The sequence below is a fragment of the Tsukamurella spumae genome, assembly GCF_012396015.1.
GTDB classification, from domain to species: Bacteria; Actinomycetota; Actinomycetes; order Mycobacteriales; family Mycobacteriaceae; genus Tsukamurella; species Tsukamurella spumae.
In genome coordinates, this window is sequence record NZ_JAAXOQ010000007.1 from 128,628 (window position 1) to 151,438 (window position 22,811).

Consider the following 22,811-nt stretch of genomic DNA (forward strand, 5'->3'; position numbering starts at 1 on the left):
CCCCCTCAGAGGCGCAGTGCGGCAAGCATCGCTGCCGCACTGGCGCGCTCCCCAGGAAATGCCGCTCTACCTGCGCCAACACCCTTTTCGCATCGCTCCTTCCCGGATTCAACGCGGCAGTGCGTCAGAGTGCGGCAAAAATCACCTTGCCGCACTAAACCACCAGGTAGAGACCTGTTTCTCGGGAAAGTGCGTCACGAGTGCGGCAAGTATCGGAAGTGAGTGCAGCAAGTGCGTCCGGTGTCTATAGGACACCGCGCTTGCCGCACACGTGCCGCACCGGTCACAGAGCCCCCATCGGTGGGTGGTGACGAAGAACAGCGACGGCGGCCAGGAGGTGGTCGTGATCTACCCCGCTCGGAGTCCGTAATCCGCGCCGTGGCACGCGGCACTGACCCGAGTTGGCATGGCGGGGTCAGTGGTGGAGGCGGGGTCAGCGTGCGTGGCGGAATCCCGTGCAACACAACGCCTACCAGAGTCGGCGATGTGGAAATGTACACGTGCATGAGGCAAGCTTGCGGCATGGCTCCCGTTATGCCGACCCGACTTTCCCGTGAACGCGCGGAGAAGGCACACGTCCTGCGCGCCTGCGGCCTGAGCTGGAACGAGATCGCACGCAAGCTCGACTACAAATCTCACGGCGCAGTTCAACGCGCAGTTGAGCGACACCGGGCGCGAAACCCGGTTCCCGACGCCGAGGAAACCCTGACCAACATCTTGGCGCTGCGGGCGCGGCGAACCCACAACGGTGAAACTCTGCTCGCGCGGGCGGCCGCGTCGGGCGACCTGGCGGGGTGGGCGAGCTTGCACCGGACGCTGACCACGCAGGATGTCGACACCTTGAGGCTCTACGGATTGCACAGTCCCGAACGTCACCAACACCTCGTCGCGGTCACGACGAGCGACGTGCTCGACCGGTTGCAGGACGAACTCAGCAACGTCATCGAAGGGACCGTCGAATGAGCACGACGACCGAACAGCGAAAGACAGTCATGCAGCAGGCCGTCCGGCTCGCGCGATTGATAGCCGAACGCGACCTGGAGCAGCAGGTATTGGACACGGTTGCGGCGGGGTTGGAGTCGAACATCGCCGTCGCGGAGGGTACCCAGACACCCGAACAGATCGAGACCGACCTCTCGACAGAGCTGACGGCACTGTTCGGCTCGACCGGTGCCGACCGGCCCGGGTGGCTTCGCCGGATGCACGCCGAGGTGGCCCGACGCCATCTCGAAACCCTCGACCTGCGAGGGCAAATCGAACTGCTCGACAAGATTCAGTGGAGCAATATCGGCACACCGACCACCTACGCGCCCGCACGGGCGCTCAGCGCGCCGCTGCTGGACGATCCCGATGCGGGGGCTACCCACGGACCCCTGACCGGCACCGACGCGCCAGACGGCGACTCGGCCGCCTTCGACGGCGGCGTCGAGGTGATCGAGGCCGAGCTGGTCGAGGCAGTCGAGCCCAGCCCCGAGGTCGTAGGTCAGATCACACCGTCGGTGACGCGGTACCGGATGCCCGAGGGGCATTCTTACGTCGATGGGCGCGGGGCGGGGTTCATGGGCACCCTGGGGCGACCGCGTGGCAGCGGCACCATCGAGATCGTCAGCAGCTCGGAGCATTTGACCGACCAGCGCGGGCGCTGAGGTCGTAGAGCGTTACCCTGGGCACCACCGCGCCATGATGGCCGCCTGTCACCCTGTCTCAGAACTTTAGTTTTGGGATGCCCGAGCGCACGACCTGGACCGCGAGCATCTCACCAGCTCACCAGTCCCGAAAGTTGTCTTGTATCGAAATGGCGTGCGGGAGACTTTCGGGATAGTATTCGGCCATGACCACCGACTCGCTCTCCACCACTGGCACCACCTCCGGCGTGGTGCTGGGATATGCCCGCGTCAGCACCGGCCACCAGTCGCTCGATCAGCAGCTCGACGCCCTGCGAGACGCGGGGGTGCCGACCGACCGGGTGTACACCGACAAGCTCACCGGTACGTCAACTAAGGAGCAGCGGCCCGGTCTGTCCGCGCTGCTGGACTACGCGCGCGAGGGCGACACCATCGTCGTCATCGGCATCGACCGTCTCGGCCGCAGCGTGGCCGAGGTGATGACCACGATTCGCGACCTCGACCAGCGCGGGGTGGTGATCAAGGCGCTCCGTGAGGGCGTGGACAGCTCCACGGCGACCGGCCGGATGGTCATGGGCGTCATGGCCTCGCTGGCTGAGCTGGAGCTGGAGATACAGCGCGAACGCCGGGCGGCTGCGAAGGCGGCGCGTAAGGCCCGCAACCTGCCCATCGGTCGTCCCCCGGCCCTGACCCCGCAGCAGGTCGCGATGGCGGCCCGCATGCAGGCGAGCGGCGAGCCGGTGCCCGAGATCGCGAAGACGTTCGGCGTCGGCCGGGCAACGATGTACCGCTTACTCAAGGAGAGCTAGGCCGTGTAGGCACAGGTTCGGGCGCGGGGCACCACACCCGCGCCCTCGCGCCCCGTTTAACGGGGAACCGACAAGGCCGACGGTTGCAGGCAATCACGTTGCGCCACAGTAAAATACCGACTGTTACCAGTAGTGTGAACGCGCCCTCGCGTGCAACGATGGCCCCGTGAACGCCCAAGATTCCCCACAAGAATCGCCACCGGTCTGGCTGACGACGGCCGAGGCCGCCGAACGTGCGCGCGTGAGCGAATGGACTGTGCGGCAGTACATCCGAACTGGTCGCCTTTGCGGCTATCGGTTGGGTGGGGGCACCGGGCATCTGCGCGTCCGCACGGCCGACATCGACGCTCTCATGATCGCGGTAGAACCCACGAGGCGGCGAGCATGACCGCCGTCCTTGTGTCTGGCCGCCAGTGGCGTTCACAACTGCGCGACCTGTTCCAGCACTTCCGTTTTCTGGGCCTCGGAGACTCGGAGAACACCATGACCAGCACCACGAACCACACCACCAGCGACATCGACACCTCGATGTTCCTGAACGATCCCGACCCTGCCCTCGTCACCGAGGCGAAGGCCGCCGTCCTCGCTGCCCTCGACGCCGCGCCGGGGTCCGTCATCGAGCGCGCCTGCCTCGCCCGCACGCTCTCGAAGGAGTTGACCGCTTCCGCACAGCCCGGCGCGTTCTCGGCCTTCGACATGGCCCTCTCGTGGTTGCACGGGGCCAGCCACCTCTCGGTCGTCCACGTCGGCACGAGGACCGTGATCGTTGGAGACCCGCTGGTCAAGCCGCTGGACCAGCCCCGCGTCCGCGCGTACTTGGTCGCGTAACGACCCACCCCGACCCGAGAGACGAGGACCACCATGAAGAAGATCACCAGAGGCAGCCGCCGCCGACCCATGCCGCTCAAGGTCGCACCCACCAAGCTCACACAGACCGAGCAGCGGCAACGACGCCGCACCCACCAGCTCCACGTGCTCGACGGCGAGTTCGACCTGAGCACCGAGGTGGCCGCCGTTGTGGGACCGGTGGCCGTCGCGCTCGCCGCCGAGCCGAACCCCGCCAGCGGAGCGGCCCGCGAGGCGGTGGAGAACATCTCCGCCGCCGTGGACGCCCTCGCCCGCGAGGTGGGCGACATGGTGGCCGACCACCGCAGCCGTGCCGCCGCCGTCGGTGACCGAGGCGCGGCTCGGAGCGCCGTCCGCGAGCTGGTTCGCCGCCCTGTCCCCGCCATCACCGACGACGAGCTGCGCGGCGGATCATGGGCGGGGGCGCTGACCGAGTTCGTCGCACCCCTGGCCGCACCACTCGCGCGCATCCTCGGCGCTGCCGCACAGGACCGCACGCGGGTGCCCGCCGAGAGCGATGCCGTGATCGACGCACTGCGCGGGGTCGATAGGTCGGTGCTGTCACTGGAACGGAAGATCACCGCCGCCCGCCGGTGGCGCGCCAGCCGCCCGAACCCCGAGCAGTCCCAGGCCGCGCGAGGTCGCGATATGAGCGGGGTGATCGCCGAACTCGACCGCCTCGGAATCGCCCACAACGACCTCACCGCGTGACATGAATAACGTTGTACACCAATAGTTTTCAATGAGAGAAGGTATCCGATGACCGCCCCCAACGAGACCCTGAACCCGGTCGAGTACGAAGCGCCCCTGGTCAACCCGACGAGCACGGGCCTCTACGCGGGGACCACGTGGGTTTCGGACGCCAGCGCCGACGTACCGCGTTGGCTCGCGTCTGGTGTCCGGTTCCGCCAGCACAACTACGGCGGCGGGGATGCCGTCGGACTGTGGGATGTTCCGTGGTGTGGCGACCCCGGCGACGCACTCAAGGACGGCGACCGGCCCGAGCAGCCCGACCCCCACGACCCCGTGGTGGTGTGGTCCTACGACGAGTGCGACCCGACCGCGCAGTCGCAGGCTGAGATCGAGCTGCGCGTGCTCCAGAACCTCCGGCTTCACGAGGAACTTCTGGTCGAGCGCGAGTTCGCGGGCCGGGCACTGATCGACGCGGGGACGCCGACCACGGCCCCGAACATCGTGGAGGCTGTCGGCAAGCTGGAGGAACTTCTCGGCGCGACCAACACCCTCGGCTACCTGCACGCCTCGCCGCGCTGGGCCGCCTATGCGGCATCGCAGAACCTGCTCATCCGCAACGGGTCCAAGCTGGTCACCCCGCTGGGCCACACCTGGGTGTTCGGCGGGGGCTACCCGCTGGTGCTCGGCGACACCATCGTGGCCACCTCGCCCACTGCGGGGTGGCGCACTGCGGCGGCCGAGTTCAAGACGCTGGAGGTGCAGCGCGACAACATCGCCGCCGCCATCGCGGAACGCAGCGTGCTCATCGGCTACGAGCACGCCATCGGCGCGGTCACCGTCGGGTAGGACGGCGCACACAGACTTGTCGTGAGCAGCGCGCGACCGGCCTGGCCCGTGGAAACCCGGTCGGCTCGCGCGCGCCCGACGAGAGCGGGCGCGGGGGTGGTCTCACTACCTGGGCGGTGCTGGTTTCGGACCGACCGCCGACCCCCGCGCCCGCAACCCCTTCCCCGTCTACAGCGACCCGCCACCGCATCGCACGTCACGTGTCGCAATCGCCCCGATGAGGAGAGAAGATCATGCAATTCACCACTGGCCGCGCCTACCGCGCCGCATCTCCCCGTAGCGCGTCCCTGCGCGCCAGCGCGGCGGCGGGGTCGAGCACCAGGGCTGCACCTCGCACCACGGCGCGCACCGTCCCCACGGCGCGAAAGTACAGCGGCGGGGTACCCGCACCCACGGTGGCGAGGATCGACCCTGGACGGCGCGCCCTAGCTCATCACGAGGCGGGTCACGCCGTGGTGGCCACGGTCCTCGGTGGCACCGTGACCAAGGCGTACCTGCTCCCTGACGACGACCCTTCGAGTGATGGCGGCCGGTGCTATGTCACCAATCTCCCTCCGCACGCGGAGGCGGCGTACTTCTATGGGGGCAGCTTCGCCGAGGCCTACGCGGCCCACGGTGGCCCCCCGACACCGGCCCACGTGCGCCGCGTCGTGCTCGCGAACACTCGCGACCACGCCGCCCTCGTCGCTGCTGGCGCCCCTCGGCCCAGCGACGTGCCGCGCATCATTTCGACCTGCTGGCAGTCGATTGATGGGCTCGCGAAGAAGCTCTACACCGAGGGCACCATCGGCCAGCCCGACGTGGACACCGCCCTCGGGCTGCCCGACGCCGAGCGTGATCCTGAGGCACGCGCGCACGCCCTCGCCGCCATCCGCGCGGGGTCGGTGCCCGGCACCTTCGAGGTCATCTCTCGCGACTCGGCGTGGAAGCTATGACAGGCCCGTCCGCTCCCACCCGGGGCTCACTTGTACCTATTTGATGAGCTGCCAGCCGTCAGCGGGACGAGTCCATTCGACGCGGTACGTCCCCTCCGGCACGCCGTCAGCCATCACCGCGTATCCGATTGCCTTCGGTCCACCGTTCGTCTTCCCGATTGGCAAGTAGATGTTCGGTCCGCCCACCTTGCTGGAGTTCGTCGGGACCCCGATGAGCTGGGGATTCATTGCGCCGTGGCATTCGATGTCGGAGAGCGCAGGATCCTGGGAGAGGTCAAGATTCGTCACCACTTGGCCGTTGTTCGCAATCAGGTCGATGTTCGACTGCCAGAGCCACTGCGAACTCTTGTAGTCGCCGGTCTCGACCTTCGCGACGAACCGGACCGCGTTGACGATCACGTCTGTGGGGCCTTCGGAGCCAGCGAGCTTGGAAGCTGAAATGCTGTCGCACCCAGTCGCATCCAGCTTGAGCGGGGTGATCTTGACGATGCGCTTGCCGCTCGCATCCTTGACCTCGACCGGTTGGCCCCATTCAGCCTCAATCGCGCCCCGAGCGTTCTTGTTCGGCGCACCTTCTGACGCAGCGGCCGGGACCGGGGCGGTTGACGTGGCCCCGGTGTCCGAGGCGGTGCCGTCGCCACAACCGGTCAGCGCGGCGGCCATCCCCGCCGTGAGCACTGCGATGGTGATGTTCTTGGTGTTCATGGGTGTCCTCTGCTGGTCTGGTGGGTTGGTGTCGAGGCGGGCTCTACCGCCCGCCCGCCGCCTGCCACAACGAGTACGACAGTCGTGCCTCAGTCACAGTCTTGCCCTTCTGATCAGGACACAGTCGCGCGGATGCCGAACTGACCATCGTCACCAGGAACCGATTGCCGCCCTGGAACTTCGATGCGGCCTCCCACGCAGTTGCGCCCCCACGCATGTCAGTGCACACCTGGTGGCCCACACGGACGAGGGCGGCGTCGTTGGCACCAGCGGGGAGCGGACCGGCGAACATCTTGACCTCACCGAGGTATGCAGACTCGGCTGGCGTGAACGCATTGGCAGCAGGGGCAACTGTGGCAGCGATGCCGACGGCAAGGACTGCGGACAAAACCGACTTCTTGATCATGACGGAGATGCTACTTATCAGTCTGTAGACCTACAAGTAGCAGGTCGGCAGAGTCGATGACGCTATGGAAGGCGAACTACAGCGCGCGCTTGGGCGTAACTTGCGTGCGTACCGCGCGGAGCGGGAGCTGAGCCAAGAAGCCTTCGCAGACGTGCTGGGCGTCCACCGGACCTACATGGGCGGGCTGGAGCGCGGCGAGCGGAACCTCACCTTGCGCTCCGTCGAGAAGATCGCCGACACCCTCCAGCTCGACCCGCTCGAGTTGCTGCGCGACAAGGGCTAACGACACGCCCCGCGAGGTGGCAGAGTCGGCGGAATGACGCTCAGGTTGTCCGCCGCGCGCGCTCGCGAGTTCTGGCACGCCCTGATGGCGAACGCCGTCGGTCTCATCGAGGACGCGGCGACTCTGCTCGCCGCAGGTTCGGCGGGCCGCGCACAGTCCCTGCTCGTGCTCGCCCTGGAGGAGTTGGCCCGCGCCGATGCCGTGTACTGGGCATCCCTAACGGCCTGGGAGGGCGAAGCGGACACCGTGGAGCTCGCCCCCGCCGAGGAGGGCGGCAAGCACCTTTCGGTGTCGAACTCCCACCGCGACAAGATCGAGCACGCGGAACGGAACGCGCTCAACCTGGGGCCGTTCTGGGGCGACTACAGCGGGTGGGCACCCGGCGAGGAGCGCCCCGTGCCGCGCGTCCCCAAGGAAGTAGACGAGGCCAAGCAAGCCGGGTTCTACGTCGCGAACAGGCAGCGCAACGGTGGTGGATTCGCATCGCCGCTGGACATCGAGAAGGAGCCCGTGACTGCCGAGCTGGAGCGTGTCGCACAGCTCGCCGAGATGGCCTTGATCGAGGACCACACCAGAAAGCAGGACCTCGGCACCGCGACCGAGGACAGCGCGCAGGATCTCCACTGGAAGGTCATCCCTTACGCGCACCGAGAGATGTTCCGGACGGTGTACGGCGACCTGCGCGACGCCGAGCCCGAGACCGGCGACTAGATCGCGTGTCGGTGGTGGGCCATACCCTCTGGGCATGGCTGACACCTGGAACACCCGAGACCTTCCCGTACTTCGCGCAGCAGTCGAGTTCTACGACGAACACGGCCATTCCCCAATGGCGAACGAGCTTGCACAGCTAACCGGGTTCGAGGAGAAGGACGTGCAGCGAGCGTTGCGAGCACTCGCTCTCGAACCGTTCTTCGATGATGTGATGTACGTGGCCAGCGGAGACGTAATCGTCGGGGCACCGACCGGGAACGCCCTCCGCGTAGTCGGGCAATGGCCAACGCCCGAGGCCCAGCTCGATCGGCTGATCGCTGCGATCGAGGCTGTGGCGGCAGACGAGGCCCAACCGGAGGAGGAGCGGAGCAAAGCTCGGCAACTCGGAATGTCCCTCAAGGGCGCCCTCTACCAGGTCGCCATCGGAGCCCTCGGCGGCGCAGGCGGCAACATCATGTCGGGCTAGAACGACCTCACGCCGCTTGAGCTACGGCGCAACTGGATCGCTTCCGGCTAGTACCTATTCACCGACGGCAACGGGGGCCAGTCGGTCTCCCCTGCCACCGCGACACCGTCGGGATCGACTGTGAATCCGCCCCACCCGGTCGTACCGAGCTCGGCCCTGAGCCGATGCGCCTCGCAGCGTTTGCGACGGTATGAGCCCGGCACTGGATTGCCGTTCTCGTCCCAGTCGGGACGAGGGTTCTCCTCGTATTCCCAACTGGCGAACTCGTTCCGCTTACTGATGTACTCGCCCAGTTCGATCCGTACAGCGTCCTCAACCTGCCGCCAGAACCAATCGTGGAACACGGCCGCCCGCTGGCCATACTTCTCCAGCAGCGGCAGGAACTCCACGTCGTCGTCCTGGGTACGCAGGAACCGCTTGGCGGGGCCGCCCCACCTCGTGTACTTGTCCAGCTCGGAACGCTTCAACTCGACTCTGTTGGTCCAGACCGTGGGGCCGCCACCTGACCACTGCATCTTGGTTCCCATCGACATGACCGGGACGGAGTAGTGGACGGTGAAGTTCCGCAGATCGAACAGGAACTTGATGTCGTCGTCACCGAACAGCTCGGTCACCTTCGACTCGTACACGTCCCGCTCCCACACGGTTCGACGGTCGTCGTTATCGCGCCTCTCCCCCTCCGGCAGCCGCTCCGGCCAGATGCGGCGGTGGGTGGATCGCTGAACGTCCCGCAGCGTGGCGACCGAGGCGATGTAGTTATGGAAGTACCGCACTGCCTCGTGCTCGAACTCATCCGGCAGGTCGTTGACGTGCATGGGGTTGCCGACGAACTGGCCGATGTGGTTCGCCAGTTCGTTGCCGTTGGCCGAGAACAGCCGCGAGACGCGGTTCAGCGAGTCGAACATCTCGAAGTGCGCCCTGCCGGGCAACGCCGCGAGGTGGGCGAGCCGCTGTTCCCGCTCCACCGCCCAGTTCGCCTTCCAGCTCATACCCTCGTCGCTCGCGCCCTGCATCACCCCTCCATGAGCTGCGCAGCGACCGTCGCGCCGAGGTTCCAGCACGCCTCCAGATCGGCCTTCGAGGGCTTGCCGGACACGACGACGTTGGGCGTGACCTTCTCCCAGCCGAGGCCGCCGGTGATCGAATCGGCCGCCCGCTCGGCCCCCTCGGTGCCCTCGTTGCCGTGGACGTAGAAGCCCCACGGCCGCCCCCGCGTGGAGTCGAGGCACGGGTAGTAGATGTTGTCGAGCCCGTGCTTGAGCGCGCCGCTGAGGTACCCGAGGTTCGCCGGGGTGCCGAGCACGTAGCCGTCGGCCTCCAGCGCGTCGGCGGGCGACAGCGTGAGCGCGGCACGCCGCACGACTTCCACACCCTCGATGTCAGGATCGGTCGCCCCCGCCAGCACGGCCTCGAACATCTCCTGGCAGTGGGGCGAAGGCGTGTGGTGCACGATCAAGAGACGGCGTGGGGCGGCGGGATCAGGCGCTGACATGGGCAGACTCCCTATTACAGGGGTATTTGACATTGAAGTGCTTGAGCGCGCCCGAGATGTACCCGAGGTTCGCGGGCGTGCCGAGTGCGAACCCGTCCGCCGCGAGCACGTCCGACGCGGTCACGGATAGCGCCGCCCGGCGCACCACCTCCACGCCCTCGATCTCGGGATCGGTGGCCCCGGCGATCACCGCCTCGAACATCTCCTGGCAGTGCGGAGACGGCGTGTGGTGGATCACGAGGAGCACCGGCATCAGCGGGACTTCTTCTCCAGCGAGACGGCCTTGGTCATCCAGTCCCGCGCCCGGGACCGGTCACCGGCGTAGTCGTAGGCGCGGGCCAGCCGGTAGGTGTTCACCCAGGAATCGGGATCGGCCTCGTACTCCGCCTTGACCTCGGCGAACAGCGCGTCCGCGGCGTCCCGTTGGACCCGGCCGGAGGGCATTTTCGGCAGGTCCGAGACGTCCAGGTCGCGCCCCAAAGCCTTCGCCGCCGCGGCCAGTCGCTGGTGCGCGTAGCCGTTGCGCAGCACCGACCACAGGATCCACAGGCCCATCACGCCGACGAGCACCATCCCGACCGCGAGGCCGATGTTCGCCGCCCCGCCGCGGCCGGCGATCATCGAGGCCCACACGCCGATCAGCCCGATGTACAGGAGCATCGCGACGGCCAGGAACCCGATGACCAGGAGCTGCCCCAGGTTGCCGCGCTCGCGCTGCGTCATGCCACTCACAGATCCATGAACGGCTCGATGCCCACCGTGAGGCCGGGCCGTGACGAGATGCCGCGCACGCCCAGCAGCACGCCGGGGACGAACGAGCTGCGGTCGAGCGAGTCGTGCCGGATGGTCAGCGTCTCGCCCTGGGTGCCCAGCAGGACCTCCTGGTGGGCGACGAGGCCGGCGACACGCACGGAGTGCACCCGGACACCGTCGACCCGGGCGCCGCGCGCGCGGTCGAACTCGGCGGAGGTGGCGTCGGGCATCTTGCCGCGACCCGCCTGCTCGCGCGCCTCGGCGATCAGCTCGGCGGTGCGGCTGGCGGTACCCGACGGGGCATCCGCCTTGTGCGGATGGTGCAGCTCGATGATCTCGACGGAGTCGAAGTACTTCGCGGCCTGCGCGGCGAAGCGCATGCACAGCACGGCGCCGATGGCGAAGTTCGGGGCGATCAGCACGCCCACCTCGGGCTTCTCGGCGAGCCACTCGCGCACGGTGTCGAGGCGGTCGTCCGTGAATCCGGTGGTGCCGACCACGGCGTGGATCCCGTTGTCGATGAGGAACTTCAGGTTGTCCATCACCACGTCGGGGTGGGTGAAGTCGATCACGACCTGCGTGTTCGAGTCCAGGAGGCCGGTGAGCATGTCACCGGCGTCCACCGCCGCGCTCAGCGACAGATCGTCGGCCGCCTCCACTGCATCGACCATCGCGCGCCCGACCTTGCCACCGGACCCCAACACACCCACGTTCAGCATGGGCCCGACGATACCCTGGCACAGTGACCGCCCGACCAGACGTTCCCGACGCGTGGATCGACCGCCTCGCCGGCATCCTCGAGGCCTTCCCCGAGTGCGTCGCCGACCGCGCCTGGGTGGGCACGCGCTGGCGCGTCCGCGGTTCGACGGTGGCCCACGTCTTCGGCGGGGAGGACCAGCTGTTCCGGCTGATCTTCCGCGCGGAACCGGGCGAGGTCCCGGCGTTCGAGAACCTCGGGGATCCGTACTTCCGGGTGAACTGGGGCGAGAGCACCGTCGGGATCCTCGTCGACGAGTCCACCGACTGGGACGAGGTCGCCGAACTCCTCACCGACTCCTACTGCGTGCAGGCGCCCGCGGCCCTCGCGGAACGCGTCGAGCGCCCGCCGGTGGCCGGGTCCTAGGGTTGCCCGCATGGACGTGACCATCCGCACGTGGAACGAGGGCGCCACCGACGAGCCCTGCTTCGATCGCTCCGATCACGCAGAGGTCGGCACCGCCGCGGACGCGCTGGCGCGGGATTCCGGCCTGACCTGGGTGGACGTGCTGGATCCGACGGAGGCGCAGTTCGCGCCGCTCGCCTCGGCGCTGCGCCTGGACAAACTGGCCGTGGAGGACGCGCTCACCGAACACGAGCGCCCGAAGTCACTGCGCTACGGCGAGATCCTGTTCGTCACGGCCTACGCGATCACGGAGGACGGCTCGACGAGCCGCATCTCGATGTTCCTGTTCGCGCACGGCGTGCTCACCGTCCGGCTGGGCCTCGGCTTCGACGTCGACGGCGTCGCCGACGCCATCGAGGAGAACGCCGACCTGCTGCGCTTCGGCCCGCACGCCCTGGAACTCATGCTGCTCGACGCGGTGGTCGACGGCTACACCGCGCGCATCACCGCGGTCGACGAGAAGCTCGACGACGTGGAGTCGATCCTCTTCGACAACCGCGCCAGCGACCGCATCTCGCAGGTCACGTTCGAGCTGCACAAGAGCGTCGGCGAGCTGCGCCGCATCGTGCTCCCGATGCGCGATGTGGTGGGCTCGCTGCTGCGCCGCGTCTCCGCGGCGATGGAGAAGCACGACCTGCTCCCCTACGCCGAGGACGTCTACGACCACACGATGCGCGCCGCGGACTGGACCGAGGGCTTGCGCGACGCAGTGGAATCGGTGCGCTCGACCAACCTCGCGCTCGTCGACAATCAGCTCAACGTGGTGATGAAGAAGCTCACCAGCTGGGCGGCGATCATCGCCGTGCCCACGGCGATCACCGGCTACTTCGGCCAGAACGTCCCGTACCCGGGGTTCGGCAAGGAGTGGGGCTTCTGGTTGAGCCTGCTGATGATGCTCGCCCTCGCGGGCGGCCTGTACGCCGCGTTCAAGCGCCGCGGCTGGCTCTGACGCACCGCCACGGCGGCGCGGAGACTGCTGATCAGCGGCGATTCCTGGTTCACCCGCGCGGTCTATCGCTGACGATCAGAGATCGCCGGTTCACGCTCGCGAATCCGCGCGTGGCCCCGACCACAACGGCACCGGGTACCGCCGACCTACGCCGGCGGCTCCAGCGGCAGGCGCGGGTTGTGCAGGTGCGCGACGAGGCCGGTCCACCCGGTCTGGTGGGTCGCGCCCAAGCCCTCGCCGGTGTCACCGTCGAAGTACTCGTAGAAGGTCGGGTGCTGCGCCCACAGCGGGTTGTCGCTGCCCTCGATCCGCGCGGCGTCGGCCGGGCGGCGCGTGCCGCCACCGTCGGGCCGGGAGACCGGGCGGAACAGCCCGACGAGGCCCTCGTCGATGACGTCCGCGGCCTCCTCCAGCGTGCACAGGTTGTCCGAGCCCGTGGGGATGGCGATGGTGAAGTCGTCGCCGAAGTGCCGGCCGTAGGTGCGGAGCTTGTCGGCGAGCAGCACGTTCACCGGGAACCACACGGGGCCACGCCAATTGGAGTTGCCGCCGAACATGCCCGTCGTGGACTCTCCGGGCTCGTACTGGATCGAGACGGTGTTGCCCTCGACGTCCTCCGTCACCTGCTGCTCGGCCTTCGACAGCGAACGGATGCCGTAGGGCGCCAGGAACTCCGAGGGGTCGAACATCCGCTCCAGGACGCGGCGCAGGCGCTCGGGACCGACCAGGGAGAGCAGCATACGGCCCCCGCCGTCGGCGTCGCTGCCGGAGAGCACGGGCTCGACCAGCTCGGGGCGGCGCGAGCGCAACCAGTTCAGCCGGGCGGTCACGTCGGGGCACTTGTCGGCGACCCAGGCGGGCACGTCGGTGGCACCGAGCAGGGGCAGTAGCCCCACCATCGATCGCACGCGCATCGGCTGTGCGCTGCCGTCGGGCCGCACCAGGACGTCGTAGAAGAAGCCGTCCTGCTCGTCCCACAGCGACAGGCTGTGCGAGCCGAAGTTGTAGGTGGCCTTGGAGATCTGGAGGAAGTGCTCGAGGAACTTGGTCGCGCAGTCCTGCCACACCGGGTCGTGCCGGCTCAGCTCGATGGCGATCTTGAACATCTGCTGGCAGTAGAAGGCCATCCAACTGGTGGCGTCGGACTGCTCGAGCCGATAGCCCGGCGGCAGCGGCGCCGAGCGGTTGAAGAAGCCGATGTTGTCCATCCCGAGGAAGCCGCCCTCGAACACCCCGGCATCGTCGGAGCCCTTGCGATTGACCCACCACGAGAAGTTGAGCAGGAGCTTGGTGAAGACGCGGATGAGGAAGTCCTGGTCGCGCCAGCCGTCGATGCGGTACACGTGCCACGCCGCCCACGCGTGCACCGGCGGGTTGACATCACTGAACTCCCACTCGTAGGCGGGGAGCTGCCCGTTCGGATGCATCGCCCACTCCCGGCACATGAGCACGAGCTGCTCCTTGGCGAACTCCGGGTCCACGCGCGCGAGCGGAATGCAGTGGAAGGCGAGGTCCCAGGCGGCGAACCAGGGGTACTCCCACTCGTCGGGCATGGAGATCACGTCGGCCAGGGAGAAGTGCTTCCAGGTGGTGTTGCGCCGGCCCGGATCCGCACGCTCGCGCGGCGCGGGGTCCACGGCGGGATCGCCCTCGAGCCAGGACTCCACGTCGTAGCGGTAGAGCTGCTTGTTCCACAGCATGCCCGCGTAGGCGCGCCGCGCCACGGTCCGGTCCTCGTCCGGCACGTCCTCGTGAATGACGGTGCCGTAGAACTCATCCGCCTCCTCGCGCCGGTCGCGGAACACCGCGTCGAAGCCCGGGCCGAAGGTGTCGAGCGACGGGGCGGGGCGCGAGAGCCGGAGCCGGACGGTGACGCTCTCCCCAGCCGGCACCGACGCGAACCGGTACCAGAACGCGGCCTTCGTGCCGCGCCCCTGCGGATTGACCGCCGCCTCGTCGCCGTTCACGACGCGCCGGCCGATCCCGTCCTTCGGGTAGGGCGAGGCGTTCTCGGCGTTGCCGAAGAGCGCGACCGCATCGGTCTCGTTGTCGCAGAACAGCACCTCCGGGGATCCCTCCGCGGACAGGTGGTACTCGCCGAGCCACGCGTGGTCCACCCGCACGGACTGCATGCCGCCCGCGCCGAGCTCGGGACCGTCGAGCCGGGTGATCGCGCCGCGGCGGCCGTCGTGGCCCCAGGCCCACGTGTTCCGGAGCCACACCTGCGGCAGCAGATCCAGCGGCGCCGGCGAGGGCCCGTTGTTCACCGCCTCGATCTCCACGCAGACATCGTCGGGCGCGGCCTTGGCGTAGCGCACGTGCACGTCGAAGAACCGGTTGTCGGCGAGCACGCCGGTGTCGGCGAGCTCGAACTCGCGCTCGGTACGGTCGCGGGCGGCGTTCGCCTCACGCAGCCGCTGGTAGGGGTACTCCGCCTGCGGGTACCGGTACATCCAGTGCATCCAGCTGTGGGTCGGGGTGCCGTCGACGGGCCACCAGTACTCCTTGACGTCCTCGCCGTGGTTGCCCTGCTCGTTGGTCAGACCGAACAGGCGCTCCTTGAGGATCGGGTCGTTGTGATTCCACAGCGCCACCGAGAGATTGAGGAATCCGTACCGGTCGCAGATGCCGCCGAGACCGTCCTCGCCCCAGCGGTAGGCCCGACGGTGCGCCTGCTCGAACCCGAAGCTCCCCCACGCGTCTCCGTTGCCGCTGTAGTCCTCGCGGACGGTGCCCCACTGCCGGCCCGAGAGGTACGGGCCCCACAGGCGCCAGGCCCCGTCGGGGCCCGGACTCTCCGCGAGGCGGCGGTGTTCAGCTGTCGTCTCGGTGTGCTCCACCCGAGAATCTTCCTATACGGGCGGCCGCAGCGCAGAGGCCGCCTGCACCCGCATCGCCCAGTACAGGATCTCGGTGCCGTCCTGCACGGAGCGCACCTGCAGTTCCCCGTGCCCGACGGTGCGCAGCGCGTCGCCCTCGGCGAGCGAGTCACCGTCGGAGCCGGGAGCGCCGGCGACGATCGCGCCGGTGACGACGAACAGGTGACCGTAGGGCGCCGCCGGGAGGGTGACGGCTTCGCCCGCGCCGAGGCGGGCGGCGTAGAGGGCCGCCGCGTCGTTGCGGATCGCCACCGCCGGTTCATCACCGGGGACCCCCGAGGCCACGAGTACCGCACCGCGGCCGTCGAGGGGCACGTCTGCGGTGCGGTACTCGGGCTCGCCGCCGAGCTCGTCGGGCGGGAGCCACATCTGGATCACCCGCGCGAGCGTGCGCGTGGCGCGCGGGTTCTGCTCCCGGTGGTTCACCCCGGTGCCGGCGCTCATGGCCTGCACCTGACCCGCGCGCACCACGCCGGTCGACCCCGACGAGTCGTCGTGGTGCACCTCGCCCGCGATCACCCAGGTCACGATCTCGGCGTCGCGATGGAAGTGCCGATCGACGCCCGATCCGGGATCGATGAGGTCGTCGTTGTGCACCAGCAGCTGTCCGTGCGCGTTCGCACCCAGGTCGAAGTTCCCGGTGAAGGGCATGGACTGCCGCGTGTACAGCCCCTCGCCCTCCCAGTGCGTCCGATCCGCGGCCCGGATGATCCTGCTCTCGCTCACGGGGTCAGCGTAGGCCGGGGCGCACCGTCAGACTCCGGTGGGCAGCCCCGCGCCGGACGGCGAGACGAGGACCTTCACCGCGGTCTCGTTGTGGTGCAGCAGCGTGTCGTAGCCGACGGTGACCAGGTCGTCCAGGCCGATCTTGCCCGTGATGAACGGGGCGAGGTCGACGGTGCCGCTCTCGACCAGCGCGATGGTGTCGGCGTGGTTGTTGACGTACGCGATGGTGCCGCGCATGTCGATCTCCTTGAGCACGAGCTTCTGCATGTCGACGGTGCCCGGGTGCCCCCAGATCGAGACGACGACCAGCACGGCCTGCGGGCGCAGCGCGTCGAACAGGGTGTCCAGCGCGGGCTGCACCGAGGTGCACTCGAAGCCGACGTCGGCGCCGCGGCCGCCGGTCAGCGCACGGACCGATTCGATGACATCCGTCGTGGTCGGATCGAAGACGTGGTCCGCCACGCCCGTCTCGGCGGCCCGCTCGCGCCGCAGGGAGCTGGGCTCGCTGATCGCCACGGTGAGGCCCTTCGCCTTGCACACCGCCGCGGTCAGCAGGCCGATGGGGCCCGCGCCGGTGATGAGCGCGAAGGCGCCCGCGCCCGCGCCGGAACGCTGCAACGCGTGGTAGCCGACGGCGAGCGGCTCGACGAGAGCAGCCTGATCGAGCGGCACGTCCTTGGAGATCCGATGCACCCATCGGCGCTGCACCACGATCTTCTCCGCGAGCCCGCCGCCGCGGCCACCGAGACCGATGAAGTTCATGTTCGGCGAGAGGTGGTAGTCCAGGCTCTCCGGCCCGGTGTCGACATCGTCGGCGATGATGTACGGCTCGACCACGACGTGATCGCCCACGGCCAGGTCGTCGACGCCCGCCCCCACGGCGGCGACGACGCCGGACATCTCATGTCCGATGGTCAGCGGCGCGGCCTCGCCGCTCACGGGGTTCGGGTGGCCGTGCGGCGGCACGAAGATGGGGCCGTCGACGTATTCGTGCAGGTCGGTGCCGCAGATGCCGCACCAGGCGACATCGATCGCGACGGTGCCGGGCTCGAGTTCGGGCTCCGGGACGTCTTCGATCCGAACGTCTTCGCGGTCGTAGTAGCGGGCAGCGCGCATGGGATCCTCCGAGTGGGACGAGTATGACCTGTCCCACAGTCGGCCCGGTCCGCCTGCACCACCATCGTTGCAGCGGGTTGCACCGCCCCGGCGGCCTGGGACCCGACTACAGCGGCGCCGAGCCGCGCACGTGCTCGAACACGAGCGAGGTGTTGGTGCCCGCGACCTCCTCGCGCGCGCTGAGGTACTCGACGAGGTGCCGCAGGTCCTCGGTGTCGATCGCGGCGATGTGCAGCAGGTAGTCGTCCCCACCGGCCAGGAAGTACGCGTCGATCACGGGCGGCAGGTCGATCACCGACTCCACGAACTGGCGGATCCGGTGCCGCGCGGTGGAACGCAGCGTGACCGCGATCATCGCGCGCAGGGGCCGCCCGACCGCCGCGGGATCGACATCGGCGAAGAACCCGCGGATCACGCCGGCGTCCGTCAGGCGCCGCACGCGGGTGTGCACGGTGGACGGTGCGAGCCCCACCTCCTCCGCGAGCGCGGCGTTCGAGACGCGGCCGTCGCGCTGCAGCACCAGGAGGATGCGCCGGTCGGCGTCGTCGAGCAACGGGCGATGATCGTTCGTCGGCGCGGGCCGATACGCCGACTTTGCAGAATCTCCGACATTCATATCGTCAATCTACAGAATCTTCTTCCGATGACTTGATCGACTTCCGCTGTTTCTTCACACTATGTGACACAAGCCACCGCCGAACAGGAGCACACGATGCGCGTCGGAATCCCCACCGAGATCAAGAACAACGAGTACCGCGTCGCGATGACGCCCGGCGGCGTCGCCGAGCTCGCCCGCCGCGGCCACGACGTCCTCATCGAGGACGGCGCCGGTGTCGGTTCCGCGATCAGTAACGACGACTTCGTCGCCGCCGGCGCCCGCATCGTCCCCACCGCCGACGAGGTGTGGGCCGAGGCCGATCTCCTGCTCAAGGTGAAGGAGCCGATCGAGGCCGAGTACGGCCGCATGCGCGCCGACCAGACGATCTTCACCTACCTCCACCTCGCCGCCTCGCGGCCGTGCACCGACGCCCTCCTCGCGTCGAAGACCACCTCGATCGCCTACGAGACGGTCCAGCTCGAGGACGGCTCGCTCCCCCTCCTCGCCCCGATGTCCGAGGTCGCGGGCCGCCTCGCCCCGCAGGTCGGCAGCTACCACCTCATGCGTTCCAAGGGCGGCCGCGGCGTGCTCATGGGCGGCGTCCCGGGAACCTCGCCCGCGAAGGTCACGGTGATCGGCGGCGGCGTGTCCGGCATCAACGCCGCACAGATCGCTGCGGGCATGGGGGCGGACGTCACCGTCTTCGACCTCGACGTCCGCAAGATGCGTGCCGTCAACGCGCAGTTCGGCGGACGCGTGCACACCAGCTACTCGACCTCCCTCGCCCTCGAGGAGGCGATCGTCGAGTCCGACCTGGTGATCGGCGCCGTCCTCATCCCCGGCGCCGCCGCACCGAAGCTCGTCTCGACCGAGCTCGTGCACCGCATGCGCCCCGGCGCCGTGCTCGTCGACATCGCCATCGACCAGGGCGGCTGCTTCGCCGACTCGCACCCCACCACGCACGACGATCCGACCTTCACCGTGGGCGAGACCGTCTTCTACTGCGTCGCGAACATGCCCGGCGCCGTGCCGCGCACGTCGACCTTCGCGCTCACCGGCGCGACCCTGCCGTACGTCCTGCGCATCGCCGACCAGGGCTGGCAGGGCGCGTGCGCCGCCGATCCCGCGCTCGCCGCCGGCCTGTCCACGCACGACGGCGTGCTGCTCAACGCCAGCGTCGGTGCCGCCCTGGACATCCCGTCGAAGGCGCCGGGTTCCGTCCTGGCCTGATCGTCACCACTCGCCCGCGTCGAGGTACTGGGCGAGGTTGGCCATCCGCCGCTGCACCGCGGCCACCTCGCGCACGCACTGCTCGAGGAGGCCGCGGTCCAGCGACGACAGTCGCCGGATGGAGACGACATCGCTCGGGGGGCGCTCCGCCGCCATCTGCCCGACCTGGTGCTCCATCCGGATCCGCTCCAGGACGGAGAAGGCCTCCCTCAGCACCTCGGCCGAATCATCCGGCAGGACGGGCGAATCCGCGCCGGCGGCGAGCCGGTTGCGGGTCTGCAGCTTCGTCGACCCCCGGCTCAGCGCCGCCCACCGGGCGATGTTGACCACCGGGACCAGCGCGTGCGCCTTGATGTCGAAGGTGCCGCCCCGCAGCGAGATGACATCGCGCACCGAGCGCAGCCGCGCCTTCGCCGTGAGCGCCTCCCGCAGCATCAGGATGAAGGCCCGAGGATGTTCCGACAGATGCTGGTACACACCGGCCACCGGTTGCAGCGTCAGGTCGCCCCACACGGGGCGGCCGTCGACGAGCAGCGAGGCCATCATCATCGCGTTGTTCGACAACGGGGCGTCGATCCACTCGCTCGCCGCGTAGAGCCACTCGGACTCGGTCCGGCAGAACCGCGGCTTGGCGGCCGTCGCGCCGTTGGTGTCCGACGGTATGCCGCACTCCTCCAGGCGCGCATGGACCGCGGCCGCAAGGGCGAGGGCGGCGGACCGTCGGACCTCGATCTCCTCCGCCGAGGCACCGGGCATGTCCTTGAGGATGATCGCGCTGTCGACGTCCGAACTGGGCACCACCTCGCGACGCGACACGCTGCCCAGCGACAGCCACGTGAAGTCGCCCTCGTGCAGCTCCGGATGAACCGGCAGTTCGAGTTCGATGCACCGGCGCACCATGCCCTCGATCGCGACGGCCGCGACGCCCGAGATGTGCCGCACCGGCGCCTGCTGCCCCCACAGCACGGGGAAGATCGAGCGGATCGTCGCGCCGATCTCCGGCAGCTCGGAGGCGGCCGCGCGCTCGATCCGGCGCTGGAGCGCGAAGGTGGACGTGGTGGGGACGGTGAGGAAATCGACGTCCTGCACCACGCCCATCACCGCCGCCTGCTCGTCCAGCACGGCCATGTAGTGCAGCTTGCGGTCGAGCATCTCGATGAGCACGTCGGACGACAGCGCGGCCTCCGGCACCGCCGCCAGCGGGGCGGTCATCACGGCCGACACCGGATCGGTCACCGGCCGCCCCATCGAGATCACCCGGGCCCGCAGGTCGTGATCGGTGACGATGCCCAGGGGCTCGCGCGCGGCGTTCTCCACCACGATGTATCCGGCCCGCGCCTCCGTCATCGTGGTGGCGGCCTCCTGGATCGTGACCGTGGGCGGACACGTGATCGGCGCGCGCCGCACGATCTGCCCCGCGGTGCGCTCGCGGACCTCGTCGGCCGCGAGCGGCGCGACGGGTCGCGCCAGTTCCGTCGCGAGGAAGGCGGCGCCCGCGGGAGTGGAGAACATGTCGGCCACGGCCCACGCCGGAAGGCGCAGCAGCGTCACGTCGGTCAGCGCCACCGCGCGGGGGCCGCCCTTCGCGCCCACGAGGATCACCACGTACCCGAACACGCCACCCGGACCGACCACCTCGTCGACGTCACCGGGTTCCGTCACGACCTTGGCCGGGAAGTTCCAGACGCCGACCCGGCCGGCCAGGACGACGAAGGCATGGTCGGGAGAAGCGGAGAGACCGTCGAGGATCGTGGTGCCCTCGCCGAACTCCCGGACCGACGATTCCGCAGCCAGACGGGCACGGACATCGTCGGGCAGGCCGTCGAAGGGCGGGTGGCCGGACAGGAATGTGAACAGCTCCCCCAGGTCCGAGAAGTCGGTCATGGACCTATGTTTACACGTCCACGCCGATCGACATCCGCAAGTCATCTCTCAGTAACACGTCCACGGAAGCGTTGCGAGGTCTACATTCCCATCCAGCGCACAACCCACACGCGCCCCAGCACGTTGAGGAGAACGATTCACCCATGACTCAACCCGCCAGTAAGTTCGCGGCCGAGCAGGAGGGCTACAAGCAGACCCTCGGACGCCGACACGTGCAGATGATCGCCATCGGTGGCGCCATCGGCACGGGCCTGTTCCTCGGATCGGCCAGCCGCCTGCACAGCACCGGCCCCGCCCTGCTGTTCAGCTACGCCTTCGTCGGCGTCATCGCCTTCTTCCTCATGCGCGCCCTGGGCGAACTGGTGCTCTACCGCCAGAGCTCGGGCGCCTTCGTCTCCTACGCCCGCGAATTCTTCGGCGAGGCCGCCGCGTTCGCCGCCGGATGGCTGTACTGGGTGTTCTGGGCGCTCACCGGCGTCGCCGAGCTCTCCGCGGTCGCGCTGTACGTGCGCAAGTGGTGGGACCTGCCGCAGGGCGTGTCCGTGATCATCGCGCTCGCCGTGGTCCTGGTGATCAACCTGCTCTCGGCGCGCGCCTTCGGCGAGTTCGAGTTCTGGGCCTCGGTGCTCAAGGTCGCCGCCATCGTGATCTTCCTCGTCGTCGGCATCGTCATGGTGGTCGGCCAGATCAAGATCGGCGACGAGGGTCACCGCGCCGGCATCTCCAACCTGTGGAAGAACCCGGGCGGATTCTGGCCGCACAGCGACACCTTCGGCTGGATCGCACCGATCGTCGTGATGTCCGGCGTCGTCTTCGCCTACGCCGCCATCGAGATGGTCGGCATCGCCGCGGGCGAGATGCAGAACCCCCAGCGCGAGGTCCCCAAGGCCGTCAACTCCGTCATTCTGCGTATCGGCGTGTTCTACTGCGGCTCGATCTTCCTGCTGGTGTGCATGCTCCCGACGTCCGAGTTCGACGCGGCCGGCCACACCTCACCGTTCGTGACCGTCTTCGAGAAGATGGGCATCGGGTGGATGGCGAACCTGATCAACGCCGTCCTGATCGTGGCCGCCATGAGTTCGCTCAACGCCGGCCTCTACACCACCGGCCGCATGCTGCGCAGCCTGTCCGCCAGCCGCGAGGCACCGAAGATGTTCATGCAGATGAGCAAGTCGGGCGTCCCCGCGAACGGCATCCTCGTCACGTCGATCTTCTACGTCCTCGGCGCCGTGCTCAACGTGCTCGTGCCCGGCAAGGCCTTCGACATCGCCCTGGAGGCCTCGGCCATCGCGGTGGTCGGCGTGTGGTCGCTGATCTTCCTGTGCCACATCCGCTACCGGCGCCTCTCCGATGCGGGCGTCGTCAGCACGAGCCCGTTCCGCGCCCCGCTCGCCCCCTTCATGAGCTACGTCGGACTCGCCTTCCTGCTGCTCGTCATCGTCGGCATGGCGTACTCGGGCTGGAAGGGCGCGCCCGAGTTCTGGGACAAGACCAACTTCATCGTGGTCGTGATCGGTATCCCGGTCTTCGTCGTCGTCCTCGTCGCCGGCTGGTTCGCGGTCAAGCCCGCGGTCGTCGAGCACACGGGTGGTGACCTCGCCCCGAGCTGGTCGCTCGACGACGCACCGAACGCGGACAAGAAGTAGCCGTACCGCACCCGCAGACGCAGAGCGGCGGCCCACCGGGAATCCGGTGGG

General features: G+C 68.7%; 26 protein-coding genes and 1 pseudogene. 15 read left to right on the forward strand and 12 right to left on the reverse strand.

From position 1 onward, the window contains the following. Positions 1–522 precede the first annotated feature (522 nt). The 8 genes from HF999_RS07260 (at position 523) to HF999_RS07295 (ending at position 5,754) form a co-directional block, all read left to right on the forward strand. A complete protein-coding gene (locus tag HF999_RS07260) occupies positions 523–963 on the forward strand; it encodes a hypothetical protein (protein WP_126198304.1) in 441 nt (146 codons plus the stop codon). After that, positions 960–1,646: a hypothetical protein gene (locus HF999_RS07265; RefSeq protein WP_126198305.1), complete on the forward strand. Its 687-nt coding sequence runs from the start codon at positions 960–962 to the stop codon at positions 1,644–1,646. The genes HF999_RS07260 and HF999_RS07265 overlap by 4 nt, the downstream gene beginning before the upstream one ends. Before the next feature lie 185 nt (positions 1,647–1,831). Next, positions 1,832–2,434, forward strand: a complete 603-nt coding sequence (locus HF999_RS07270; RefSeq protein ID WP_168545225.1) for a recombinase family protein — start codon at positions 1,832–1,834, stop codon at positions 2,432–2,434. Positions 2,435–2,600: 166 nt separating this feature from the next. Next, positions 2,601–2,822, forward strand: coding sequence for a helix-turn-helix domain-containing protein (locus HF999_RS23155; protein ID WP_126198307.1), 222 nt, complete (start codon positions 2,601–2,603; stop codon positions 2,820–2,822). After that, a complete protein-coding gene (locus HF999_RS07280; protein ID WP_168545226.1) occupies positions 2,819–3,262 on the forward strand; it encodes a hypothetical protein in 444 nt (147 codons plus the stop codon). The genes HF999_RS23155 and HF999_RS07280 overlap by 4 nt, the downstream gene beginning before the upstream one ends. A gap of 33 nt (positions 3,263–3,295) precedes the next feature. Next, on the forward strand, positions 3,296–3,991 hold the full coding sequence (locus tag HF999_RS07285) for a hypothetical protein (RefSeq protein ID WP_126198309.1): 696 nt from the start codon (positions 3,296–3,298) through the stop codon (positions 3,989–3,991). Positions 3,992–4,039: 48 nt separating this feature from the next. Beyond that, positions 4,040–4,819, forward strand: coding sequence for a hypothetical protein (locus HF999_RS07290; protein ID WP_126198310.1), 780 nt, complete (start codon positions 4,040–4,042; stop codon positions 4,817–4,819). A 233-nt stretch (positions 4,820–5,052) separates the two neighbouring features. Next, positions 5,053–5,754: a hypothetical protein gene (locus HF999_RS07295; protein WP_168545227.1), complete on the forward strand. Its 702-nt coding sequence runs from the start codon at positions 5,053–5,055 to the stop codon at positions 5,752–5,754. Positions 5,755–5,790: 36 nt separating this feature from the next. On the opposite strand, the gene HF999_RS07300 is transcribed toward HF999_RS07295, so the two are convergent. After that, positions 5,791–6,459, reverse strand: coding sequence for a hypothetical protein (locus HF999_RS07300; RefSeq protein WP_126198312.1), 669 nt, complete (start codon positions 6,457–6,459; stop codon positions 5,791–5,793). Positions 6,460–6,502: 43 nt separating this feature from the next. Beyond that, complete coding sequence (locus HF999_RS07305; RefSeq protein ID WP_126198313.1) at positions 6,503–6,865, reverse strand: DUF732 domain-containing protein; 363 nt, start codon at positions 6,863–6,865, stop codon at positions 6,503–6,505. Positions 6,866–6,929: 64 nt separating this feature from the next. Between HF999_RS07305 and HF999_RS07310 the strand changes: the two genes are divergently transcribed. From HF999_RS07310 to HF999_RS07320, 3 genes are read left to right on the forward strand one after another with little or no spacing between them, the layout of a single operon-like run. Further along, positions 6,930–7,148, forward strand: a complete 219-nt coding sequence (locus tag HF999_RS07310; protein WP_126198314.1) for a helix-turn-helix domain-containing protein — start codon at positions 6,930–6,932, stop codon at positions 7,146–7,148. 33 nt (positions 7,149–7,181) lie between these two features. Then, entirely contained in the window at positions 7,182–7,859 is a 678-nt protein-coding gene (locus HF999_RS07315) for an AbiV family abortive infection protein (protein WP_168545228.1), read from the forward strand. A 34-nt stretch (positions 7,860–7,893) separates the two neighbouring features. Next, positions 7,894–8,325, forward strand: coding sequence for a hypothetical protein (locus tag HF999_RS07320; protein WP_126198316.1), 432 nt, complete (start codon positions 7,894–7,896; stop codon positions 8,323–8,325). Between the two features lie 47 nt (positions 8,326–8,372). On the opposite strand, the gene HF999_RS07325 is transcribed toward HF999_RS07320, so the two are convergent. The 5 genes and pseudogenes from HF999_RS07325 to dapB all read right to left on the reverse strand — a co-directional run bounded on the left by HF999_RS07325 (position 8,373) and on the right by dapB (position 11,289). After that, positions 8,373–9,338: a hypothetical protein gene (locus tag HF999_RS07325; protein ID WP_168545229.1), complete on the reverse strand. Its 966-nt coding sequence runs from the start codon at positions 9,336–9,338 to the stop codon at positions 8,373–8,375. Continuing rightward, complete coding sequence (locus HF999_RS07330; RefSeq protein WP_168545230.1) at positions 9,338–9,817, reverse strand: flavodoxin family protein; 480 nt, start codon at positions 9,815–9,817, stop codon at positions 9,338–9,340. The genes HF999_RS07325 and HF999_RS07330 overlap by 1 nt, the downstream gene beginning before the upstream one ends. A 22-nt stretch (positions 9,818–9,839) precedes the next feature. Continuing rightward, positions 9,840–10,070 (reverse strand): annotated as a pseudogene (locus HF999_RS07335) (flavodoxin family protein); the annotation flags it as partial. Further along, positions 10,070–10,540 (reverse strand): hypothetical protein, encoded by a 471-nt coding sequence (locus HF999_RS07340; protein WP_168545232.1) that lies wholly within the window; start codon positions 10,538–10,540, stop codon positions 10,070–10,072. The pseudogene HF999_RS07335 and the gene HF999_RS07340, both read right to left, overlap by 1 nt. A gap of 5 nt (positions 10,541–10,545) precedes the next feature. After that, complete coding sequence (gene dapB, locus HF999_RS07345) at positions 10,546–11,289, reverse strand: 4-hydroxy-tetrahydrodipicolinate reductase (RefSeq protein ID WP_168545233.1); 744 nt, start codon at positions 11,287–11,289, stop codon at positions 10,546–10,548. A gap of 23 nt (positions 11,290–11,312) precedes the next feature. On the opposite strand from dapB, the gene HF999_RS07350 reads away from it, so the two are divergent. Beyond that, positions 11,313–11,693 (forward strand): MmcQ/YjbR family DNA-binding protein, encoded by a 381-nt coding sequence (locus tag HF999_RS07350; protein WP_168545234.1) that lies wholly within the window; start codon positions 11,313–11,315, stop codon positions 11,691–11,693. Between the two features lie 10 nt (positions 11,694–11,703). Further along, positions 11,704–12,681 (forward strand): magnesium transporter CorA family protein, encoded by a 978-nt coding sequence (locus HF999_RS07355; RefSeq protein ID WP_168545235.1) that lies wholly within the window; start codon positions 11,704–11,706, stop codon positions 12,679–12,681. A 146-nt stretch (positions 12,682–12,827) separates the two neighbouring features. Here the strand turns inward: HF999_RS07355 and HF999_RS07360 are convergent, their stop codons facing one another. The 4 genes from HF999_RS07360 to HF999_RS07375 all read right to left on the reverse strand — a co-directional run bounded on the left by HF999_RS07360 (position 12,828) and on the right by HF999_RS07375 (position 18,018). Beyond that, entirely contained in the window at positions 12,828–15,521 is a 2,694-nt protein-coding gene (locus HF999_RS07360) for an MGH1-like glycoside hydrolase domain-containing protein (RefSeq protein ID WP_168545236.1), read from the reverse strand. Between the two features lie 12 nt (positions 15,522–15,533). Further along, a complete protein-coding gene (locus tag HF999_RS07365; protein WP_168545237.1) occupies positions 15,534–16,286 on the reverse strand; it encodes a pirin family protein in 753 nt (250 codons plus the stop codon). Between the two features lie 27 nt (positions 16,287–16,313). Beyond that, entirely contained in the window at positions 16,314–17,402 is a 1,089-nt protein-coding gene (locus HF999_RS07370) for a 2,3-butanediol dehydrogenase (RefSeq protein WP_168545238.1), read from the reverse strand. A 106-nt stretch (positions 17,403–17,508) separates the two neighbouring features. Beyond that, the gene (locus tag HF999_RS07375) at positions 17,509–18,018 is read right to left on the reverse strand and encodes an Lrp/AsnC family transcriptional regulator (RefSeq protein WP_168545239.1); all 510 of its coding nucleotides are present in this window, start codon (positions 18,016–18,018) and stop codon (positions 17,509–17,511) included. Between the two features lie 96 nt (positions 18,019–18,114). Here HF999_RS07375 and ald point away from each other — a divergent pair, with 96 nt between their 5' ends. Further along, positions 18,115–19,230: an alanine dehydrogenase gene (gene ald / locus HF999_RS07380; RefSeq protein WP_168545240.1), complete on the forward strand. Its 1,116-nt coding sequence runs from the start codon at positions 18,115–18,117 to the stop codon at positions 19,228–19,230. 3 nt (positions 19,231–19,233) lie between these two features. Here the strand turns inward: ald and HF999_RS07385 are convergent, their stop codons facing one another. Continuing rightward, entirely contained in the window at positions 19,234–21,114 is a 1,881-nt protein-coding gene (locus HF999_RS07385) for a putative nucleotidyltransferase substrate binding domain-containing protein (RefSeq protein ID WP_168545241.1), read from the reverse strand. Positions 21,115–21,257: 143 nt separating this feature from the next. On the opposite strand from HF999_RS07385, the gene HF999_RS07390 reads away from it, so the two are divergent. Then, complete coding sequence (locus HF999_RS07390) at positions 21,258–22,760, forward strand: amino acid permease (RefSeq protein WP_168545242.1); 1,503 nt, start codon at positions 21,258–21,260, stop codon at positions 22,758–22,760. The last annotated feature ends 51 nt before the right edge of the window (positions 22,761–22,811 follow it).

Excerpts from the sequence above, each read along its gene's own strand:
- HF999_RS07260 (WP_126198304.1), top strand. The coding sequence starts at position 523 with ATGGCTCCCGTTATGCCGACCCGACTTTCCCGTGAACGCGCGGAGAAG.
- HF999_RS07265 (WP_126198305.1), top strand. The coding sequence starts at position 960 with ATGAGCACGACGACCGAACAGCGAAAGACAGTCATGCAGCAGGCCGTC.
- HF999_RS07270 (WP_168545225.1), top strand. The coding sequence starts at position 1,832 with ATGACCACCGACTCGCTCTCCACCACTGGCACCACCTCCGGCGTGGTG.
- HF999_RS07280 (WP_168545226.1), top strand. The coding sequence starts at position 2,819 with ATGACCGCCGTCCTTGTGTCTGGCCGCCAGTGGCGTTCACAACTGCGC.
- HF999_RS07285 (WP_126198309.1), top strand. The coding sequence starts at position 3,296 with ATGAAGAAGATCACCAGAGGCAGCCGCCGCCGACCCATGCCGCTCAAG.
- HF999_RS07290 (WP_126198310.1), top strand. The coding sequence starts at position 4,040 with ATGACCGCCCCCAACGAGACCCTGAACCCGGTCGAGTACGAAGCGCCC.
- HF999_RS07295 (WP_168545227.1), top strand. The coding sequence starts at position 5,053 with ATGCAATTCACCACTGGCCGCGCCTACCGCGCCGCATCTCCCCGTAGC.
- HF999_RS07300 (WP_126198312.1), bottom strand. The coding sequence starts at position 6,459 with ATGAACACCAAGAACATCACCATCGCAGTGCTCACGGCGGGGATGGCC.
- HF999_RS07305 (WP_126198313.1), bottom strand. The coding sequence starts at position 6,865 with ATGATCAAGAAGTCGGTTTTGTCCGCAGTCCTTGCCGTCGGCATCGCT.
- HF999_RS07310 (WP_126198314.1), top strand. The coding sequence starts at position 6,930 with ATGGAAGGCGAACTACAGCGCGCGCTTGGGCGTAACTTGCGTGCGTAC.
- HF999_RS07315 (WP_168545228.1), top strand. The coding sequence starts at position 7,182 with ATGACGCTCAGGTTGTCCGCCGCGCGCGCTCGCGAGTTCTGGCACGCC.
- HF999_RS07320 (WP_126198316.1), top strand. The coding sequence starts at position 7,894 with ATGGCTGACACCTGGAACACCCGAGACCTTCCCGTACTTCGCGCAGCA.
- HF999_RS07325 (WP_168545229.1), bottom strand. The coding sequence starts at position 9,338 with ATGCAGGGCGCGAGCGACGAGGGTATGAGCTGGAAGGCGAACTGGGCG.
- HF999_RS07330 (WP_168545230.1), bottom strand. The coding sequence starts at position 9,817 with ATGTCAGCGCCTGATCCCGCCGCCCCACGCCGTCTCTTGATCGTGCAC.
- HF999_RS07340 (WP_168545232.1), bottom strand. The coding sequence starts at position 10,540 with ATGACGCAGCGCGAGCGCGGCAACCTGGGGCAGCTCCTGGTCATCGGG.
- dapB (WP_168545233.1), bottom strand. The coding sequence starts at position 11,289 with ATGCTGAACGTGGGTGTGTTGGGGTCCGGTGGCAAGGTCGGGCGCGCG.
- HF999_RS07355 (WP_168545235.1), top strand. The coding sequence starts at position 11,704 with ATGGACGTGACCATCCGCACGTGGAACGAGGGCGCCACCGACGAGCCC.
- HF999_RS07370 (WP_168545238.1), bottom strand. The coding sequence starts at position 17,402 with ATGCGCGCTGCCCGCTACTACGACCGCGAAGACGTTCGGATCGAAGAC.
- HF999_RS07375 (WP_168545239.1), bottom strand. The coding sequence starts at position 18,018 with ATGAATGTCGGAGATTCTGCAAAGTCGGCGTATCGGCCCGCGCCGACG.
- ald (WP_168545240.1), top strand. The coding sequence starts at position 18,115 with ATGCGCGTCGGAATCCCCACCGAGATCAAGAACAACGAGTACCGCGTC.
- HF999_RS07385 (WP_168545241.1), bottom strand. The coding sequence starts at position 21,114 with ATGACCGACTTCTCGGACCTGGGGGAGCTGTTCACATTCCTGTCCGGC.
- HF999_RS07390 (WP_168545242.1), top strand. The coding sequence starts at position 21,258 with ATGACTCAACCCGCCAGTAAGTTCGCGGCCGAGCAGGAGGGCTACAAG.